Source organism: Neobacillus drentensis (assembly GCF_021560175.1).
GTDB classification, from domain to species: Bacteria; Bacillota; Bacilli; order Bacillales; family Cytobacillaceae; genus Neobacillus; species Neobacillus drentensis_A.
The window spans coordinates 5,300,986-5,319,259 of record NZ_CP091110.1 but is presented as its reverse complement, the minus strand read 5'-3'; the positions used below and the strand labels follow the sequence as shown (position 1 = coordinate 5,319,259).

The following is an 18,274-nucleotide window of genomic DNA, read 5'->3' as shown; positions in this document are numbered from 1 at the left end:
ACAATCTAATTTTTCTTGTTTCTTTTTAGGTGAAATTTAGGGAAATGTGGTACATTACATATATCAATTAATTGGTGAGGAGGTCAACAAATGAGTTTCCAAGAACAAATTATGAAAGAATTAAATATCAATCCTAACATTAATCCAGCAGAAGAAATTCGAAAGCGAATTGACTTTTTGAAAAATTACTTGTCAAAAACGAAGGCTAAGGGCTTTGTTTTAGGCATTAGCGGCGGACAGGATTCCACATTAGCGGGACGCCTTGCCCAGATGGCTGTTGAAGAATTGCGGAAGGAAGGTACAGAGGCTCTGTTTATTGCCGTCCGCCTTCCATATGGAGTCCAGCAGGACGAAGAAGATGCAAAGCTATCGTTAGCTTTCATTCGGGCAGATCGCGAGGAAATCTTTAATATCAAGAGTGCCGTTGATGAGGTACAGACTGAATATAATGCCAGTATTACAGGATCACCATTAAGTGACTACCATAAAGGAAATGTCAAAGCGAGAATGAGAATGATTGCCCAATATGCGATTGGCGGCATGGAAGGTCTCCTTGTTATTGGTACCGATCACGCAGCAGAGGCCGTAACGGGATTTTATACGAAATATGGGGATGGGGGCGCGGATATCCTGCCGCTGACCGGATTAACCAAGAGGCAGGGTAAAGCACTTCTTAAGGAGCTTGGCGCGGATGAGCGTCTCTATTTAAAGGTTCCGACAGCCGACCTCCTCGATCAAAAACCAGGACAAGCAGACGAAACTGAATTAGGAATTACCTATGATGAACTCGATGATTATCTGGAAGGGAAGCCTGTTTCTCCGGAAGTTGCAGATAAAGTTGAAAAACGGTATATCCTTACCGAACATAAACGAAGACTGCCGGCCAGCATGTTTGATGAGTGGTGGAAATAAACAAAGAGTAGAGACTGTCAAATTGGCAGTCTCTTTTTATAAGGTGAAAAATAGTACAAAAAACAAAAATCCTTTATTGAGATAAAAATTCCCATTGACTAAAAGCCTTGAAAATCCTATATTTAGTAGGGTTCAATACTGATTATTGCCTATCAAAAACGTTATTTTAATATAAATAGTACTTTGAGGAGGGGAACACCGTGGGGAAATCAAATCAATTAGGGTTTTGGGTGTTAACAGCCCTTGTCATCGGAAATATGGTTGGCTCCGGGATTTTCATGCTGCCGCGTTCACTATCTGAGGCAGCGAGTCCTGCAGGTGTCATTTCGGCTTGGCTTGTTACTGGCTTAGGAGTTTTGCTGCTGGCCCTTGTTTTTGGCAGCTTGGCGGTGCGTAAACCGAATTTAACCGGTGGACCGCAAATCTATGCAAAAGAACTGTTTAAGTTTGGTTCACATGCTTCAACCTTATCAGGATTTATGACGACATGGGGTTATTGGATTGGAAACTTAGCTGGTAACATTGCGTTGATTACCACTTTTGCCGGATATTTATCAACCTTTTTTCCCATTTTAACAAGCAATGCTGACTGGTTTACGTTGGGCAGCCTTACAATAAAAGTAGGGAATGGACTAACATTCCTAGTATGTTCTTTACTTCTTTGGGGTACCCACTTTATTATTCTGCGTGGATTGGAAAGTGCGGGCAGATTAAATTTCCTTGCGACGGCAGCAAAAGTAGCTGGTTTTGTCTTCTTTATTATTGTCGGCTTGTTTGCGTTTGAACAAAGCAACATCCTGCCGTTTATGGCTCCGAGAATGGATGAAGCCGGACATACACTCGGAATTATGAGCCAAATCAACGGTGCTGCTGTCAATACGTTATGGGCTTTTATTGGAGTAGAGTCAGCTGTCGTATTTGCGTCCCGGGCCAAAAAACAATCAGATGTGAAAAGGGCGACCATTCTAGGTTTACTTATTGCACTGGGTATCTATATTGGCATCAGCACCCTTGTCATGGGTATGCTCGATCAAAACACGCTTATTCATTCTGATAAACCGTTAATTGATGCCATTCAAACCGTTTTAGGACCGATCGGCGGCAAATTATTAGCAGGGATTGGATTAATTAGTTTGTTTGGCTCAGCAATTGGCTGGTTAATGTTAACGGCTGAAGTTCCCTATCAAGCCGCCAAACAAGGATTATTTCTGCCTGCTTTCCTAAAAGAAAACAAAAAAGGCCTGCCGGTGTTTTCAATGATTGTTTCCAATGGATTAGGGCAGCTGTTTATTTTTTCAACAGTATCAAAATCAATTTCTGGAGCGTTTGACTTTGTCATCGTCATTGCGACCTTAGCCTATTTAGTTCCATACCTTATTTCATCGGTCTACCAATTGAAACTGGTCGTGACAGGAGAAACATACACAATTGGAAGGGAAAGAATCAATGACGGTATAATTGCGATCCTGGCCACTGCTTATTCGATTTGGGTCATCATTGCTGGTACAGCAGATCTTAAAACGTTTATGTACGGGATGATTTTACTTGCGAGCGGTATTCTTTTCTATCGACCTAACACAAAAAGGAAAAAGTCCGGTGAATTGAAAATAAAAAGTGCACGATCTGCTTAACCTATCAGAATTTTTCTGGTAGGTTTTTATTTTTAAGAAAAGGGTAAAATAAGCATACTTCAGATGTAGCATATTCTCTGAATAAAGTTGATTAAATTCGAGAAAAAATACTAAGAATTAGGGGGATTAACAACGTGAAAAAACTAATGGTAATCTTGGCATTGCTGCTAAGCTTTACGTTCATTCTATCAGCGTGCGGCAAAGATAAGGAAAAAGCAAAAGAAGATCAAAAGAGAGCGGTCAATACGAAAGATAAAGGAAAAAAAACGGCTGATAATCAAGATCTACTGAAAAAAATTCAAGATGATGGAAAAATCACCATTGGTACTGAGGGTACATATCCGCCGTTCACTTTCCATGATACGAACGGTAATTTAACAGGCTTTGATGTCGATTTAGCAAATGAAGTGGCCAAACGTCTAGGTGTTAAAGCAGAATATAAAGAAACGCAATGGGATGCAATGTTTGCGGGCTTAGATGCAAACCGTTTTGATATGATTGCCAACGAAGTGGGCATCCGTCCTGACCGCCAAAAGAAATACGATTTTTCAGATCCATATATTACGTCTGCCGGTGTTCTAATTGTTAATACTTCTAACACAAAGGTGAAAAAGTTTGAAGATATTAAAGGATTAAACGCTGCCCAGTCTCTGACAAGTAACTACGGAGATATAGCTAAAAAATATGGAGCCAATCTTGTTGGCGTAGAAGGATTCCAACAAGCAGTTGAATTATTGGCACAAAAACGTGTGGATGTCACGATTAACGATAAGCTTACCTATTTAGACTATAAAAAACAAAAGCCTGATGCCCCAATCAAAGTGGCGGCAACGGCAAATGATGCGTCTTCGAGTGGATTTATGTTTAGAAAAAATAGTGACAAACTCGTTGATGAAGTCAATAAAGCCTTAAAAGAGATCGTTGACGACGGCACTTACAAAAAAATCTCTGAGAAATGGTTTGGTGAAGATGTACTTAAATAGTATTTTTGCTGATCCGGAAAGAACAGCAAGGTTAATTGACATTGCAAAAAGTTCCCTCCAGCCGCTGCTGGAGGGGGCTGTTTTTTATACGATTCCGTTAACGCTTATTACCTTTGTTTGTGGGATGATTTTAGCTATTCTGACCGCTTTAGCCCGAATTTCAGAGGTAAAAATTTTTCAAATCATCGCTCGAGTGTATGTTTCAGCGATTCGTGGTACACCATTACTTGTGCAATTATTTATCATTTTTTACGGACTGCCTAATCTTGGAATCACGTTGGATCCTTATATTTCGGCGGTTATTGGTTTTTCACTTAGTGTCGGTGCCTATTCGTCCGAAATTATTAGAGCGGCGATTTTATCAACGCCAAAAGGACAATGGGAGGCTGGCTATTCCATTGGCATGACCTATTCACAGGTCCTTAGAAGAATTATCTTGCCACAGGCAGCCAGGGTCTCGATTCCTCCTTTATCCAATTCATTTATTAGTCTTGTTAAGGATACTTCCCTTGCTTCCTTAGTATTAGTTACCGAGATGTTTCGCCGCGGACAAGAGATTGCTTCCACGAACTACGAATTTTTACTGGTATATTCAGAAGTAGCACTCATTTATTGGGTTATCTGCTTTTTCCTTTCCATCCTTCAAGGATACTTGGAAAAGAGACTGGGCCGCTATGGGGCTTAACTAGGAAAAAGGGGAGTGTTATCATGATAAAAATCAATGGTTTATATAAACAATTTGACCAGCTGCAGGTGTTAAAAGGAATTGATTTAGCGGTAGAAAAGGGAAAAGTGGTGGTCGTAATTGGACCGTCTGGGTCCGGGAAGACGACCATGCTTCGCTGTTTGAACGTGTTGGAAACTCCAACCAAAGGTGTCATTTCGATCGAGGGCCAAAGCTTAGATTTTTCAAAGCCGGTGGCGAAGAAGAATATTGCTTCTTTTCGCCGATTAACCGGTATGGTGTTTCAAAGTTATAATTTATTCCCACATAAAACAGCCCTTGAAAATGTCATGGAGGGGCCGATTGTTGTAAAAGGGGAAAATAAAGAGACAGCCCGGAAAAAAGCGCAAACTTTGCTTGAAAAAGTCGGGCTGGCTGATAAGCAGGACTACTATCCAGCACAGCTTTCAGGCGGCCAGCAGCAGCGTGTTGGTATTGCCAGGGCGCTGGCGATGGAGCCGGAGGTTATGTTGTTTGATGAACCCACATCTGCACTCGACCCGGAATTGGTCGGTGAAGTGTTGAAGGTAATGAAAGACCTCGCAGCAGAGGGGATGACGATGATTGTTGTGACCCATGAAATGCGCTTTGCCCGTGATGTGGCAGATGAAGTGATTTTTATGGACGGAGGTATTGTCGTCGAACGAAATAAACCAGACGAAATTTTTACCAATCCAAAAGAAGAACGAACCAAGAAGTTTCTGAATATGATTCAATAAGGTGCTGTAGCTCAATTGCTATGGCACTTTTTATTATTTAATGGGAAAATTTAGTTAAAATTTGTGAAACTTTTCCTATTCTCCACCGTAATACTTTATAATTAGGGTATAGATTGGGAGGATTTCTATACTTTACTTACTCCTTCCAGTATCAAAATTAATTATAAGGAGGTATAGCCTTGGAACCTTTCAGCATTCCTTTAGAAACGATTTATTTATACGCCTTAATAATCTCCGGTATCATCACCATTATTTTTGTATTGTTCGCTGATGTCTTTCATTTTCATGGGGCAGGGGAAGGGCTGGAGTTTCTTAATCCGGTATTAATTTTTGCTTTTGTTACGATTATGTCTGCGAGCGGATACTTATTTGAAAAGCTATCATCCATCCATTATTTACTTATACTGGGGATTTCCATCGTGATTGGATTGATTCTGGTCACTCTTTTACATGTATTTGTTCTTGTACCGGTATCCAAGGCGGAGGAATCGCTTGTTTACAAAGAATCGGATTTGCAAGGAAGGGTTGGTACGGTGATTACCTCCATTCCCGCTGATGGATTTGGCGAGGTAATCATTGAAAGTACGAGCGGTCGAATTGCAAAACCCGCAAAAAGTTTTGACGCTGATTCCATTCCAAATGGTACAAGGGTGCTTGTTGTTCAGGTGAAAAACGGTGTACTTGAAGTAACCGTTTATCAACAATTAGAGAATTTTACTTTATAGGGAGGTTAAGAAAATGGGATTTGGATTTATTTGGATTGTCATCGGGGTTGTCGTACTGATCCTGCTGGCCTTAATAGGCGTTTTTATTACAAAGTATAAAACAGCGGGACCAGACGAAGCTTTAATCGTAACAGGCAGCTTTCTTGGGAACAGAAATGTCCACGTGGATGAATCGGGGAATCGAATCAAAATTATCCGCGGCGGTGGTAGTTTTATTTTACCTGTCTTCCAGCAGGCAAAACCATTAAGTTTGCTATCTAGTAAACTTGAAGTAACCACTCCAGAGGTGTACACCGAACAGGGTGTTCCTGTTATGGCGGATGGAGTGGCGATTATTAAAATCGGCGGCTCGATTAGTGAAATAGCCACCGCTGCTGAGCAATTCCTGGGAAAACCGAAGGAAGACCGGGAAAATGAAGCGAGGGAAGTGCTTGAGGGACATTTGCGCTCTATCCTCGGTTCGATGACGGTAGAAGAGATTTATAAAAACCGCGATAAATTCTCCCAAGAGGTCCAACGGGTTGCCTCACAGGATTTAGCAAAAATGGGGTTAGTCATTGTATCCTTTACGATTAAAGATGTTCGTGATAAGAACGGTTACCTTGAATCATTAGGGAAACCACGAATTGCCCAAGTAAAACGCGATGCCGATATTGCAACGGCCGAGGCTGAAAAAGAAACGCGCATTAAAAAAGCAGAAGCAGCTAAGGAAGCGAAACGGAATGAATTAGAACGAGCTACGGAAATTGCTGAAGCAGAAAAAATAAATCAGCTGAAGATTGCGGAATTCCGCCGGGAGCAGGATATTGCCAAAGCTCGTGCGGACCAAGCCTATGATCTAGAAAGTGCAAGGTCGAAGCAGGATGTAACCGAGCAGGAAATGCAAATCAAGATTATTGAGAGACAAAAACAAATTGAACTTGAGGAAAAAGAGATCCTCCGCCGTGAACGCCAATATGACTCTGAAGTGAAGAAAAAAGCGGACGCTGATCGTTATTCTGTAGAACAATCTGCAGCGGCAAATAAAGCTAAGGAAATAGCGGAAGCGGAAGCGAATAAATACCGGATTGAAGCAATGGCAAAGGCTGAAGCAGAACGAATCCGTCTCGATGGTCTGGCAAAAGCGGAAGCGCAAAAGGCACAAGGTTCCACCGAAGCAGAAATTATCCGCCTTAAAGGTCTTGCGGAAGCGGAGGCAAAGGAAAAAATCGCTGAAGCTTTCGAACAGTTTGGTCAGGCTGCTATCTTGGATATGGTTATCAAGATGCTTCCTGAATATGCAAAACAGGTGGCTGCACCTCTTTCTAACATTGATAAAATTACTGTAGTAGATACAGGCGGTGGTTCTGGATCTAATGGCGGTGCCAATAAAATCACTAGTTATGCCACCAACTTAATGGCTACGTTGCAAGAGTCCTTGAAGGCTTCGAGTGGGATTGATGTGAAGGAACTAATTGAAAACTATTCCGGAAAATCGAATGTAAGAAAAAGCATTGAAGAATTAACGGACGAGATTAAACTAAAAGCTGAATAAGACTATTGAACCTGAACCTTATCAACATGTTGATAAGGTTTTTTGTATATAAATCTGTATCTTTTGTAGTGTTTTTTATGAAGTGGTAGTAGGTTAAATTACTTAAATTTCGAAATTCGAAATTTAATTTTTTAATAAAAGTAATAGAAAAAAGGGATAAATTAGTCTATAAGGTTGTATTTTCCAATATTTAACCATGTTCAATTACCTATATTCCTTTTACTATTTTACTATTTTGGTTATAAATACCTATTTTTATATAGTAAATTATCGCTATATTCCTATTATTTACAATATTTATACTAGTCTGATAAAATGATAGAGCACTGTTCTTCTAGTGGAACATTGCACTATATAAAATGGGGGGAATAAACAGGTGAAGAAAAAAAATACCTTAAAGGTCTTATCCAGTCTTGCGGCTAGTACCATGGTAGCTACGACCATGTTCGCAGGCGCATTTGCTGGAAGCACGGTCGCACCTAAACCGGCATCCGCAGCAACAACCATCTCATCGGCTCCAATCGACTTGAATGTGGTTGATATCGATCGTCTTGGTAAAGCGCTGCAAAAAAGAGGACTAGTTGCGAAAAATGCAACACCTGAGGAAATTACAAAAGCAGCGAAGGCCTACATACAGAAAAAACAAGGCCAAAAACCAGGTAAAGCGGACAAAGCGCAAACAAAGGGACAGCAGGAAATAGACAAAAAGGCAAAAGATTTCCTTACAAAACAAAAGGACAAGCTGACAAAGCAGCTCAACAAGGGCCACGAAAATTTTAAAAAGGGCAAGCCAACTGGTGCAGTAAAAGTAGATTCTGCCAAGCAGGCTGCTTATAACGGCGATGTTCGAAAAGATGAAGTACTAGTACTTCTAGTTGAGTATGCTGACTTTAAGCACAATCAAGTCGAACAAGAACCTGGATATATGTATGCAAAAGACTTCAGTAAAGAACATTATCAAAAAATGTTATTTGGCAATCAAGATTTTACCCTTTTCAATGGTGACAAAATAAAAACATTTAAACAATATTATGAAGAGCAATCTGGCGGCAGCTATACTGTAGACGGAACCGTTTCGGACTGGCTAACGGTACCGGGAAATGCGGCTGATTACGGCAGCGATGACCCAGAAGGTGGAAACGATAATAAGCCGGGTACAAAGGGACCACGCGGATTCATCAAGGATTCCTTAGATGCTGCGGTTGCATCTGGGATTAATTTAGCGAATTATGATAAATTAGATATCTATGACCTTGATGGCGACGGGAATATTAACGAGCCAGACGGCTTGGTTGACCACTTGATGGTTATTCATGCTGGTGTTGGTCAAGAAGCAGGCGGCGGAGCTTTAGGGGATGATGCAATCTGGTCACACCGCTGGACATTGGATGGTGTTCATCCAGTTGCTAACACAACAGCCTCTGTTGATTACTGGGGCGGAAAAATGGCAGCATACGACTATACCGTGGAGCCAGAAGATGGTGCAGTTGGTGTATTCGCCCACGAATATGGTCATGATTTAGGTGCTCCAGATGAGTATGATACACAATATACTGGTAATGGTGACTCAGTTGCCCAATGGTCGATCATGAGCGGCGGCAGCTGGAGCGGTCATATTGCTGGTACACAGCCGCCAAGCTTCTCACCACAAGTGAAAGAATTCTATCAAAAAACAATTGGCGGAAACTGGGCTAATATGACAGAAGTAAACTATCAGGATATTGATAAAAATGGTTTAGCTACAGTAATCGATCAGAGTGTAACTAAATCTAAGAATCCAGGTATTGTGAAGGTAAACCTTCCTGCTAAAAAGGTTCCTGGAATTCCAGTAGGATTCGGTGCGAAATATTACTACAGTACTAAAGGTGATAACCTTAATACAGTACTTGAGACTCCTGTCTTTGACTTAATAAATGCTGCATCTGCAAAATTTAATTATAAGCAATATTATAAAGTTGAAGCTGGCTATGACTACCTAAATGTTAATGCAGTCACTGAAGATGGCCAAAGCGTTAAACTTGATACAATTGGTGATCAAAACACAGCAGGCGGTTTTGAAACATCACAAGGTAAGTGGGAAGACAAATCCCTTGATTTAACACCAGTTCTTGGCAAAAAAGTAAAACTAGTATTTAATTATGTAACAGACGGCGGGCTTGCTCCAGATGGTTTCGCGCTTGATAACCTGCAATTAACCGTTGATGGACAAGTTAAATTCTCTGACGATGCAGAGGGTAACCCACAAGTAACATTAAAAGGTTTCGAAGTTTCTGACGGCTGGATTCAAAAACCACATTACTACTACCTAGAGTGGAGAAACTACGCTGGTTCTGACACAGCACTGCAATTCTCCCGTGACGCGAAATATAATACTGGTTTAGTAGTTTGGTATGGTGATGACACCTTTACTGATAACTGGGGCGGCGTTCACCCAGGTGAAGGTTTCCTAAGTGTAGTGGACTCTCATCCTGAAGCACTTATTTTTAACTTAAAGGGTAAAGACTCAGTCAGCCAGACAACTCGCTACCAAGTTGCAGACGCTGCGTTCTCATTAGACCCATCACCTGCATGGAGTGTTAATTCTCCAACTCGTGGAATCTATGATTACAAAGGTCTTCCAGGCGTAACAGAGTTTGATTCAACAAAGGATTACATCAATACCAAGATCCCTGACGCTGGAGTGAAAGTTCCACATCAGTATCCAATCAAGTTCCAAGTCATCGGCGAAGCAAAAGACAACTCTGCTGGTGCCGTTTGGATTCACAAATAAGAAAGAGAAGAGACATCGGGAATTTCCCGATGTCTCTTTTCCTTATAAAATAATAGTAAATGTCGTTCCAACATTTTGGCTGCTAGTTGCCTCAATTGTTCCTCCGTGTGCCTCTACTAACTGCTTAACAATGGAAAGCCCAAGACCAGAACCACCCAATGCACGGGTTCTTGATTTATCAACCCGGTAAAAGCGCTCAAATATTCGCGGTAAATCCTCTTCGGGAATCCCTTTCCCTTCATCTTGAACCTGGATATGAATCTTCCCTTCAAGCCGGCATATGGAAACGATTATTTTGGTACCGGGTTCAGAATATTTCCTGGCATTATCGAGGAGATTTAGTATGACCTGTTCAAACCGGACGGAATCAATATCTGCATAAAGATGTTCAGAACAATGAAGCTCAATTTTCATCTCATTCTCCTTTAAAGCAGGAGCTACTTTCTCGATGATGGATTGAAAATAGGGGGACAAATGAACCTCTTCTTTTTCAATCGAAAATGTGTTTTCATCCATTTTGGCTAGATTAAATAATTCCTTCACTAGATTAGCTAGTTTAACCGACTCTTCATGAATAATCTCTAAATAGTGTTCCTTATCCTCTTTAGTCGTATTATTCCGGCGGGCAATATCAGCATAACCTTTAATGTACGTCAGCGGAGTTCTCAATTCATGAGAGATACTGGCTAAAAATTCATTCCGCTCATTTTTTAAAATTTCTAAGTCATTCGCTAACACCTTAATTGCTTCACCAAGGTCGCCGATTTCATCCTTCCCAAGTTTCGGAAGCGAGACGGAGAGGTCGCCTTTACTAATTCGCTTCGTTGCCTCACTCATCTGAATGAGCGGGTGTGTTACATATCTGGTTAAGAAGATAATCATCATCATCATAAATAGAAGCGTAAGTAGACTGGCAAGAAGAAAATGCTTATTTAATTCGGAAATTAAATCCCTAATCTTCTGTGTAGTTTGAAACATATAGACATAACCGGCAATTTTCTTGTCGACCGTCACGGGGCTAACAGCGGCAATGGTAGCTGCAGTTTTCCAATCTTCTTCTAAGATTAATCCATCATGGGGAACACGTTTAGGAGTAGACTTCATCGTTTTTTTCATTTCATCTGTCACTTTATTGGAGGACATATAGATAGATCCATCTGGCTTTGTTAAGACAACTTGTGTATCGGTCCGCGCTTCCATCATGGCAATGTGCCTGACCGTATCTTCGTGAAACGACGCCTCTAGAACATCGCGATGATTATTTCCCCTTGTCTGAAGTGCAGATAATTCTTCATGCACACGGGAGTGGATAATATTATTGTGTAAAAAAAACATCGAAATTCCTTCTAACAGACAAATAGCCAGAAAGAAAAGCAGACAAATTTTAAGTGATATTCTATTCATGTCAGCACCTCACACCATAAGAATACTACATGTCAGGCCGTGAGATAGCATCCTTTTGTTGCAATTTTATAAATAAAAAAAGTGGGTGTCCCTTTTAACTGGGACACCCTTTATAGTAGAGAGGTTAATTTTGGGATGAGTAAGATGGCTAAAAAACCAGTGTACTCAATCAATAAAGAGCCGATCACCATAACTTTGGGGAGATCAAGGTGTCAACACTCTTCACATGATTATCTTAGCGAGAAAAATTGAAGATGTTATGAAGAAGTTGTGGTGAATTTGTGAAGTTACAAAAATCACAGATTAGAGATGATATAGTAAGGGTATGGGGAGTGATGATTCATGAAGATTCTATTAGTGGACGATGAACGCAGAATAGTAGAAGTCCTAGAAGCTTATTTAGAGAGAGAAGGCTATGAGATTCATAGTGCTGATAATGGAATAGATGCTTTGAAAAAAGCGAAAACAATCGAACCTGATTTAATGATTCTTGACCTCATGCTGCCTGATATATCTGGTGAAGAGGTTTGCCGGCTCGTGCGAAAAGAGTCGGATGTCCCAATCCTTATGCTGACAGCGAAATCGGCAGAGGACGACCGCATTAACGGGATTGTGATGGGAGCTGACGACTATTTAACCAAACCTTTTAGTCCAAGGGAAGTGGTTGTTCGGGTTCAAGCCATTCTCAGACGCGTCAAAAAGGCAGACAAGGTCGAACGCCTTGAATTTAACGGCAAGAAACTTTCAATCGACTTAGTCAAAAAAGAGGTAACCGTAAATGGGGAGTATGTAACGTTAACCCCGATTGAATATAAATTATTAACCAATATGGCTGTCAATCCTGGCCGTGTCTACAGCCGAATGGATTTGCTTGAAAAAATTCAGGATGAAGGCATGTACTATGACGGCTATGAGCGGAGTGTGGATACCCATATCAAAAATCTCCGTAAAAAAATAGAGTGGGATTCACGGCAGCCTGATTTTATCGTGACGGTTTTTGGGATGGGCTATAAATTTGGAGGGGTACTAGATGCTGCAAACGCTCCGGTCTAAAATACTTTTTTATTTAGTCCTCATCTCGATGATTGGAATTTTAATTGTCAGCTTCTTTATTCAGTACGGCTTTGAAGAGAGCTTTACTAGTTATTTAGACCGTAATCGTGAAAAAAAGATTGATCGAATTATTACGGAAATCGAGAAAGATTATCGGAAAAATAGACACTATACGACGGATCCGGTCTATGGTCTACTGCATGAGAATGCTATGTCTGATCAACTTTATTTTCAATTATATGATCGATTTGGAAAGATGCAGATGGATACATCAGGTATCCGCGGCATGTTAAATAGCTTTGGATTAACGGAACCCGGGCCTACTGGAGAAAAGTGGCACAGTAAAACCTATACGCTGAAGGTAGACAATGCCATTATCGGCAAGCTCGTAGCCATTTACCCGGTAGGTCCGATTGATGATGAATACACCTTTATTCAAACGATTCAATTGTATATCTTAGCTGCCGTTTGCTTAACCATTGTTTTAGCGATCCTATTTGGGATGATTTTTTCTAAAAAACTAACCTCCGGGCTAAAGAAGCTCTCGTTTGCGGCCGGTGAGCTGCAACAGCATAATCTTGATATCCGTATCCCTTTATCCGGTCTGCCGACAGAGGTAAAGCACATCGCGATTTCTTTTAATAAACTTGCTGAATCGCTAGCAAAGGAAGAAATGCTGCGGAAACAATTTACAGGCGACCTTGCCCACGAGCTGCGGACCCCGCTTGCTACATTAAGAAGTCAAATTGAAGCTTTCCAGGATGGAATTTGGGAGCCAACACCACAGCGTTTGCAGGTTAGTCATGAAGAGCTCATGCGGTTAGTAAGGCTGGTAAATGAGTTAGAGAAACTGCTTGCAGCGGAAAATCCGCAAATAAGACTAGAGAAAATGGAACTGGAGGCAGGCAGCGTATTAGCCGCTATATGGGAAATGTTTTTGCCCATATTTAAAGAAAAGGGTGTAGGTCTGCAAATTAAAGAACCCTTTCAGGAAGAAATGTTTGAAGCAGATAAAGATCGTTTGATGCAAGTTTTATCCAATGTTCTTAATAATGCTTTAAAGTATACGCCGGAAGGGAAAAACGTCACCATTTCGGTTGTGACCGACAAAGAAGGTTACGTGGGCTTTAAAATTCAAGATGAAGGTTCAGGAATGGCTGAAGACGACATCCCCCATATTTTCGAACGTTTCTATCGCGGAGATAAATCACGAGACAGAAAAACTGGTGGTGTGGGAGTAGGGCTTTCGATTGTTAAGGCTTTAATGGATGCACATAAAGGCTTAATTAACGTAAAAAGCAGGGTAAATAAAGGAACCAGCATCACCTTATGGTTTCCACAGGAAGAGTAAAGGCCGTTCATCAATGAACGGCCTTGTTTCTATGATTCTAATAACTCTTTTATATGGTATACCCGGCCGCTTTCGGGTGTGCCGCGTAACACTAAGTCCACTATTCCATTCGCCACTGCATCCGTTTCCAATAATAAATGCTTTTCTTTAAACTCTTTAAATTTTTCTAGCTCTTTAAAGGCAGCTTCGGAGGAAGAGCGGATCGTTTCCTGCATGCCGGTATCCATGATGCCTGGACTAAAGCCAATAATGATATTCTCAGTTTTTAATTCTGCCTGTTCGATGGCAGTTGTTTGGGTGAACATGTTTAACCCGGCCTTTGAGCTGCAATAAACACTCCAGCCTTCAATCGAGCGGACAGCGGCACCAGACGTGACATTGATAACGGTTACTTTTGTATTGGTTAACTGTGCCTGGCTTAAAAATAAATTGGTTATCAAAATAGGCGCAATTAGATTTACTTTTATATTTCGAATAATTGGAGTTTGATCTAAATTTCCGACCGTTTGAATGGGTTCAATCACACCAGCATTATTGAAAAGCAGGATCTCGGTTGGGTTTTTTTCAAAAAGACAGTGGGCAATCTCCATAAAGACCTCTTGTATTTCTTTTTCTAATGAGAGATTACAAGAAATATGTTTATAATTCATTCCCTTTGAGATGGCAAGATTCTTTAACTCACTATTCTCTGTCCGGGAAACAGAAATTACTGCAATTTGCTCCTGCAAAAGGTGTTTCGCAATACTTTCCCCTAAGCCCTTAGAAGCTCCGGTTATGATGGCATATTTCATGGAACACTCCCCCTAAAGCTAGTTTCATTATGTATATTATCTATTTTATTCTTCAAAAAAATATTAAGCAAATTTGGAAGAGCGATAAAAAAAGCAGCTCCATTCAAGGAACTGCTGCTGCATTTTTAGGCACTAAACCGTTAACCATTTTTCAGGTTTGAACTGGGGAATAATTTACTGCCCGTTAATGCAGGATAGAATTTCTTCCACTCATTTAGGAAGGATTGAGTGGAAGTGTTGGGATGTTCAATGACCAGTGGGGTTGGTCCTGTCTGCTTTTCTTGACCATTGACAATTATTGAAAGCCGATTTGTCAGATACTGAATCTCCATCAAATCATGGCTGACAAACACAGTAGTTGTTCTGGTATCCTCTAAAATCTGTTTGAAATCTTCCATTAAACGGATCTTTGTTGGAAAATCTAGTGCTGAAAAAGGCTCATCTAGAAAAAGAATTTCCGGCTCCACAATCATTGCGCGCGCAAGATTAACCCTTTGCGCCTCACCGCCTGATAAATAAAGAGCATTTTTTTTCGCTAAATGGCTAATGCCAAACAACTCGAGCCATTGAGCTACTTTTTCTTTGATGATTGATTTGGATACCTTCCTTAATGTTAGGCCAATAGCAATATTTTGAAAGACGGATCCATCTAAGAGAAGGGATTGCTGTAAGGCAACCGAGAACCTTCTTCGCCATTCAAGCGGAGGATTGCCAATTGGAACGGGTTGATTCCGATAGAGGAACTCGCCGCTCGACTGTTTTTCCAGAAACGAAAGGACCTTTAGTAAGGTGCTTTTTCCAGCACCGTTCGGCCCCATAATACCAAGAAACTCACCTTCATAAATCTTGAAGGAAGGAATATCTAGAATCGTCTTCTGCTGGGCTTGATAGGTTATGTTCTTTAGCTCAATTAACGGGTTCATGATATTCGCTTCCTTTGCTGTAGAAATGTTAAGGCAGCCGTTATCAATAGAGCAACGGACAATAAAATAAATGAAAGGGCTAAGGCAATGTCAAAGTTGCCTTTCGATACTTCCATTACGATGGTCGTGGTTAAGATTCGAGTATCGCCTTGAATATTGCCGCCCACCATCATTGCCGCACCCACCTCGGCAATCACACGGCCAAAACCTGCCATGACCGCCGCTAAAATGGCCATCTTTAATTGTTTAATCAGAATAAACAATGTCTGCAGTCTTGTTGCCCCAAGTGCCTTAATTTGCAGCAGCATCTTATCGCTGATTTGCTGAAAGGCTGTACAGGTAAGGCTGGTAACAATGGGCAAACTGACTAAGATTTGGGCCATGACAATGGCGGTCGGCGAATAGAGCAAGGAGAAATCACCCAATGGGCCGGAGCGCCATAAAAGCATGGTAATCCATAGTCCTGCTACAACTGGAGGGAGCCCTAAACCAATATTAATGAAGACTAGTAGTAATTTACGGCCTTTAAATCTAGTTAATCCAAGGAGCATACCAAAAGGCAAGCCGATTAGTGTACTAATTAGAATGGAAATGAGGCAGACTTTAAGCGTTAAAGCGGTAATCGCTAACACTTCTTGATCACCAGAAAGGATGATTTCGATTGCCTTTTTGATTCCATCTACTAGTAATTCCATATCGTCGTGCCTCCAGTAATCCGTATGAAGTTGACAGGAGGCGGACTCGTTTAGAAGAACGCCACTCTATCTATTACTCTGTGTATTTAATAAAAAGTGATCTTCCAAATTCTTTTTTACCAAAGTTCTCAATTACATCTTGTGTTTTTGGAGCTACCATGAAATCTACAAACTTTTTAGCATCTGTACTATTCACTTTATCATGTTTTTCAGGATTTACTTCCATAACATGATAGATATTCATTAAATCTTTACCGCCTTCAACCACAATTTTTAGTGTATCTAGATTTTTGGATTGGGAGAGCCAGGTTGCACGGTCCGTTAAGACATAGCCTTTCTTCTCTGCTGCAACTTGTAAGGTTTGGCCCATTCCTTGCCCGGTTGAAACATACCAATCGCCTGCTGGCTTAATATTTGCAGTCGTCCAAATAGCCAGTTCTTTTTTATTTGTACCAGAGTCATCGCCGCGTGAAATGAAAGGTGATTTGGTTTCAGCTAATTTCTTAAACGCAGCGACAATATCATCACCACTAACACCAGCTGGGTTTTCCTTTGGCCCTACTAAAACAAAATCATTGTACATAACGCGTTTATAGTTAATGGCATCCCCTGCATCGACAACCGCCTTCTCTGCTGCTGGAGCATGAACCAGCAGGGCATCTGCTTCACCTTTTGTACCCATTGCCAATGCTTCGCCAGTACCTACAGCAATCACTTTTACTTTGACATTATTTTGTTTTTCAAACATAGGGATAATGACATCCAATAAGCCGCTGTCCTGTGTGCTGGTTGTGGTCGCAAGAATCATGTTTGTTGGAGCAGGTTTTGCTGCAGCTGGTTTCTGTTCTTTAGCGGCCGAATCTTTTGATGTTGTATTTCCGCAAGCTGATAAAACAAGAAGCATCAATGCAAATAACGCGATTACGAAACGATTTTTCTTCATACAAGTTCCTCCGTTTGACTAGTTTGATAGATGACTTTTCCTAATTCTTGAATTGAATAGCCTTCTAAATCTGTCAGGCTATCTTTAAAACTAGCAGATTGTAAATAATGAATTAACGTCAGTAAATCCTCTTTGTTCTCTGTCGTGAAGCGAAAAACAAGATCAAACTTTTCTTGCGTGATCGGGACGAAATCAAGTCCTAGGTGGCTTGCGGCGGATTGAATTCCGAAGGTAACATCCGCCATGCCTCGATTTATGTAGGAAGCCGCAGATAAATGGTTCCATTCTTCCTGTCCATAACCGTTTATTTTAGTTGGATGAATCCCATAGGCAGAAAGCTTAGAATCAAGTAAAAACCTAGTTCCCGCTCCTTTTTGCCGGTTAATAAACTGGACGTCTTTTCTAGTAAGATCCGTAAAATCAAGAATACTCTTAGGATTACCCTTTGCGACAATGAAGCCTTGCTGCCTGGCAGCAAATCGTAGGACCGCAATATTTTCATAGACAAATAGCTGATGAATAAATGGCAGATTATATTCTTGTGAAGCTGGATCTAATAAGTGGATTGCCGCAATATCGCATTGACCCCGGTAAAGCATCATTAATCCTTCTAAGCTTCCGATGAAGGAAGGCTGGATTTGCAAATTTAAAGCGCTTGCAGCTTGTTTAGCGAAATGTTCTACGAGAAAATCATGGCTGCCAGAAAGACGGATCGGTGCAGTTGCTATGCTGGTTACGTGTGGTGCATCCATACTTTTTTTAGCAGGAGCTTTCATAGTTTCCTTATAACGCTCTAGTTCGGCATGCTCGATTCGCATTTTATTTCCAATCTTAAAGGCGTGTAATTCACCTCTTTTAATCAACTCATATACTGTATGTTTAGAGATTTGAAAGATTTGCGCTACTTCATCGGGAGTATAGGCCCGTTCATCCATTTTCCACCCTCCTTTTTCCAGTTCATTTTATAAAAAGAATAGCACAAGATATGTGACTTTTGTTAAGTTTTGTTAAGTTTCGTTGGGTTTTGTTTAGAATTGTCATGAATTGTACATAAGAAATGTTCATGAGTCACACAATCTTCACAAACGTCACTTATTGTTCAATCGTGAGCATGGG

Annotated in this window: 16 protein-coding genes; 10 read left to right on the top strand and 6 right to left on the bottom strand. The window is 40.9% G+C overall.

Going from position 1 to position 18,274, the window contains the following annotated elements:
• Positions 1–90 precede the first annotated feature (90 nt).
• The 8 genes from nadE (at position 91) to L1999_RS25290 (ending at position 9,998) form a co-directional block, all read left to right on the top strand.
• Entirely contained in the window at positions 91–912 is an 822-nt protein-coding gene (gene nadE, locus L1999_RS25325) for an ammonia-dependent NAD(+) synthetase (protein ID WP_235741050.1), read from the top strand.
• Positions 913–1,112: 200 nt separating this feature from the next.
• Positions 1,113–2,543: an amino acid permease gene (locus tag L1999_RS25320; RefSeq protein ID WP_275677249.1), complete on the top strand. Its 1,431-nt coding sequence runs from the start codon at positions 1,113–1,115 to the stop codon at positions 2,541–2,543.
• A gap of 134 nt (positions 2,544–2,677) precedes the next feature.
• Positions 2,678–3,526 carry an amino acid ABC transporter substrate-binding protein gene (locus tag L1999_RS25315; RefSeq protein ID WP_235741049.1) on the top strand — a complete coding sequence of 283 codons (849 nt, stop codon included), beginning with the start codon at positions 2,678–2,680 and terminating at the stop codon, positions 3,524–3,526.
• On the top strand, positions 3,513–4,211 hold the full coding sequence (locus tag L1999_RS25310; protein WP_235741048.1) for an amino acid ABC transporter permease: 699 nt from the start codon (positions 3,513–3,515) through the stop codon (positions 4,209–4,211). Before L1999_RS25315 ends, L1999_RS25310 begins: the two co-directional genes overlap by 14 nt.
• A gap of 23 nt (positions 4,212–4,234) precedes the next feature.
• Positions 4,235–4,969: an amino acid ABC transporter ATP-binding protein gene (locus L1999_RS25305; protein ID WP_235741047.1), complete on the top strand. Its 735-nt coding sequence runs from the start codon at positions 4,235–4,237 to the stop codon at positions 4,967–4,969.
• A 179-nt stretch (positions 4,970–5,148) separates the two neighbouring features.
• On the top strand, positions 5,149–5,694 hold the full coding sequence (locus tag L1999_RS25300) for an NfeD family protein (protein ID WP_235741046.1): 546 nt from the start codon (positions 5,149–5,151) through the stop codon (positions 5,692–5,694).
• A 13-nt stretch (positions 5,695–5,707) separates the two neighbouring features.
• Positions 5,708–7,228 (top strand): flotillin lipid rafts scaffold protein FloT, encoded by a 1,521-nt coding sequence (locus tag L1999_RS25295; protein WP_235741045.1) that lies wholly within the window; start codon positions 5,708–5,710, stop codon positions 7,226–7,228.
• 427 nt (positions 7,229–7,655) lie between these two features.
• On the top strand, positions 7,656–9,998 hold the full coding sequence (locus tag L1999_RS25290) for an immune inhibitor A domain-containing protein (protein ID WP_275677734.1): 2,343 nt from the start codon (positions 7,656–7,658) through the stop codon (positions 9,996–9,998).
• Positions 9,999–10,040: 42 nt separating this feature from the next.
• Here the strand turns inward: L1999_RS25290 and L1999_RS25285 are convergent, their stop codons facing one another.
• Positions 10,041–11,333, bottom strand: coding sequence for a HAMP domain-containing sensor histidine kinase (locus L1999_RS25285; protein ID WP_235741043.1), 1,293 nt, complete (start codon positions 11,331–11,333; stop codon positions 10,041–10,043).
• Between the two features lie 411 nt (positions 11,334–11,744).
• Between L1999_RS25285 and L1999_RS25280 the strand changes: the two genes are divergently transcribed.
• Together L1999_RS25280 and L1999_RS25275 are read left to right on the top strand one after the other, a co-directional pair.
• Positions 11,745–12,455 (top strand): response regulator transcription factor, encoded by a 711-nt coding sequence (locus L1999_RS25280; RefSeq protein ID WP_215045132.1) that lies wholly within the window; start codon positions 11,745–11,747, stop codon positions 12,453–12,455.
• Positions 12,433–13,806 (top strand): HAMP domain-containing sensor histidine kinase, encoded by a 1,374-nt coding sequence (locus L1999_RS25275; RefSeq protein WP_235741042.1) that lies wholly within the window; start codon positions 12,433–12,435, stop codon positions 13,804–13,806. The genes L1999_RS25280 and L1999_RS25275 overlap by 23 nt, the downstream gene beginning before the upstream one ends.
• A gap of 29 nt (positions 13,807–13,835) precedes the next feature.
• Here the strand turns inward: L1999_RS25275 and L1999_RS25270 are convergent, their stop codons facing one another.
• From L1999_RS25270 to L1999_RS25250, 5 genes are all read right to left on the bottom strand, one after another.
• Positions 13,836–14,597: a (S)-benzoin forming benzil reductase gene (locus L1999_RS25270; protein ID WP_235741041.1), complete on the bottom strand. Its 762-nt coding sequence runs from the start codon at positions 14,595–14,597 to the stop codon at positions 13,836–13,838.
• Positions 14,598–14,737: 140 nt separating this feature from the next.
• On the bottom strand, positions 14,738–15,520 hold the full coding sequence (locus tag L1999_RS25265) for an ATP-binding cassette domain-containing protein (RefSeq protein WP_235741040.1): 783 nt from the start codon (positions 15,518–15,520) through the stop codon (positions 14,738–14,740).
• Complete coding sequence (locus L1999_RS25260) at positions 15,517–16,215, bottom strand: ABC transporter permease (RefSeq protein ID WP_215045136.1); 699 nt, start codon at positions 16,213–16,215, stop codon at positions 15,517–15,519. Before L1999_RS25260 ends, L1999_RS25265 begins: the two co-directional genes overlap by 4 nt.
• Positions 16,216–16,288: 73 nt before the next feature.
• A complete protein-coding gene (locus tag L1999_RS25255; RefSeq protein ID WP_235741039.1) occupies positions 16,289–17,158 on the bottom strand; it encodes an ABC transporter substrate-binding protein in 870 nt (289 codons plus the stop codon).
• Positions 17,155–18,093 (bottom strand): substrate-binding domain-containing protein, encoded by a 939-nt coding sequence (locus L1999_RS25250; protein ID WP_235741038.1) that lies wholly within the window; start codon positions 18,091–18,093, stop codon positions 17,155–17,157. Before L1999_RS25250 ends, L1999_RS25255 begins: the two co-directional genes overlap by 4 nt.
• Positions 18,094–18,274: the final 181 nt, after the last annotated feature.

What these genes read in the sequence shown, in the direction of transcription:
- nadE (WP_235741050.1), top strand. Translation starts at nt 91, where the DNA reads ATGAGTTTCCAAGAACAAATTATGAAAGAATTAAATATCAATCCTAAC.
- L1999_RS25310 (WP_235741048.1), top strand. Translation starts at nt 3,513, where the DNA reads ATGTACTTAAATAGTATTTTTGCTGATCCGGAAAGAACAGCAAGGTTA.
- L1999_RS25305 (WP_235741047.1), top strand. Translation starts at nt 4,235, where the DNA reads ATGATAAAAATCAATGGTTTATATAAACAATTTGACCAGCTGCAGGTG.
- L1999_RS25295 (WP_235741045.1), top strand. Translation starts at nt 5,708, where the DNA reads ATGGGATTTGGATTTATTTGGATTGTCATCGGGGTTGTCGTACTGATC.
- L1999_RS25290 (WP_275677734.1), top strand. Translation starts at nt 7,656, where the DNA reads ATGGTAGCTACGACCATGTTCGCAGGCGCATTTGCTGGAAGCACGGTC.
- L1999_RS25285 (WP_235741043.1), bottom strand. Translation starts at nt 11,333, where the DNA reads ATGTTTTTTTTACACAATAATATTATCCACTCCCGTGTGCATGAAGAA.
- L1999_RS25280 (WP_215045132.1), top strand. Translation starts at nt 11,745, where the DNA reads ATGAAGATTCTATTAGTGGACGATGAACGCAGAATAGTAGAAGTCCTA.
- L1999_RS25275 (WP_235741042.1), top strand. Translation starts at nt 12,433, where the DNA reads ATGCTGCAAACGCTCCGGTCTAAAATACTTTTTTATTTAGTCCTCATC.
- L1999_RS25270 (WP_235741041.1), bottom strand. Translation starts at nt 14,597, where the DNA reads ATGAAATATGCCATCATAACCGGAGCTTCTAAGGGCTTAGGGGAAAGT.
- L1999_RS25265 (WP_235741040.1), bottom strand. Translation starts at nt 15,520, where the DNA reads ATGAACCCGTTAATTGAGCTAAAGAACATAACCTATCAAGCCCAGCAG.
- L1999_RS25260 (WP_215045136.1), bottom strand. Translation starts at nt 16,215, where the DNA reads ATGGAATTACTAGTAGATGGAATCAAAAAGGCAATCGAAATCATCCTT.
- L1999_RS25255 (WP_235741039.1), bottom strand. Translation starts at nt 17,158, where the DNA reads ATGAAGAAAAATCGTTTCGTAATCGCGTTATTTGCATTGATGCTTCTT.
- L1999_RS25250 (WP_235741038.1), bottom strand. Translation starts at nt 18,093, where the DNA reads ATGGATGAACGGGCCTATACTCCCGATGAAGTAGCGCAAATCTTTCAA.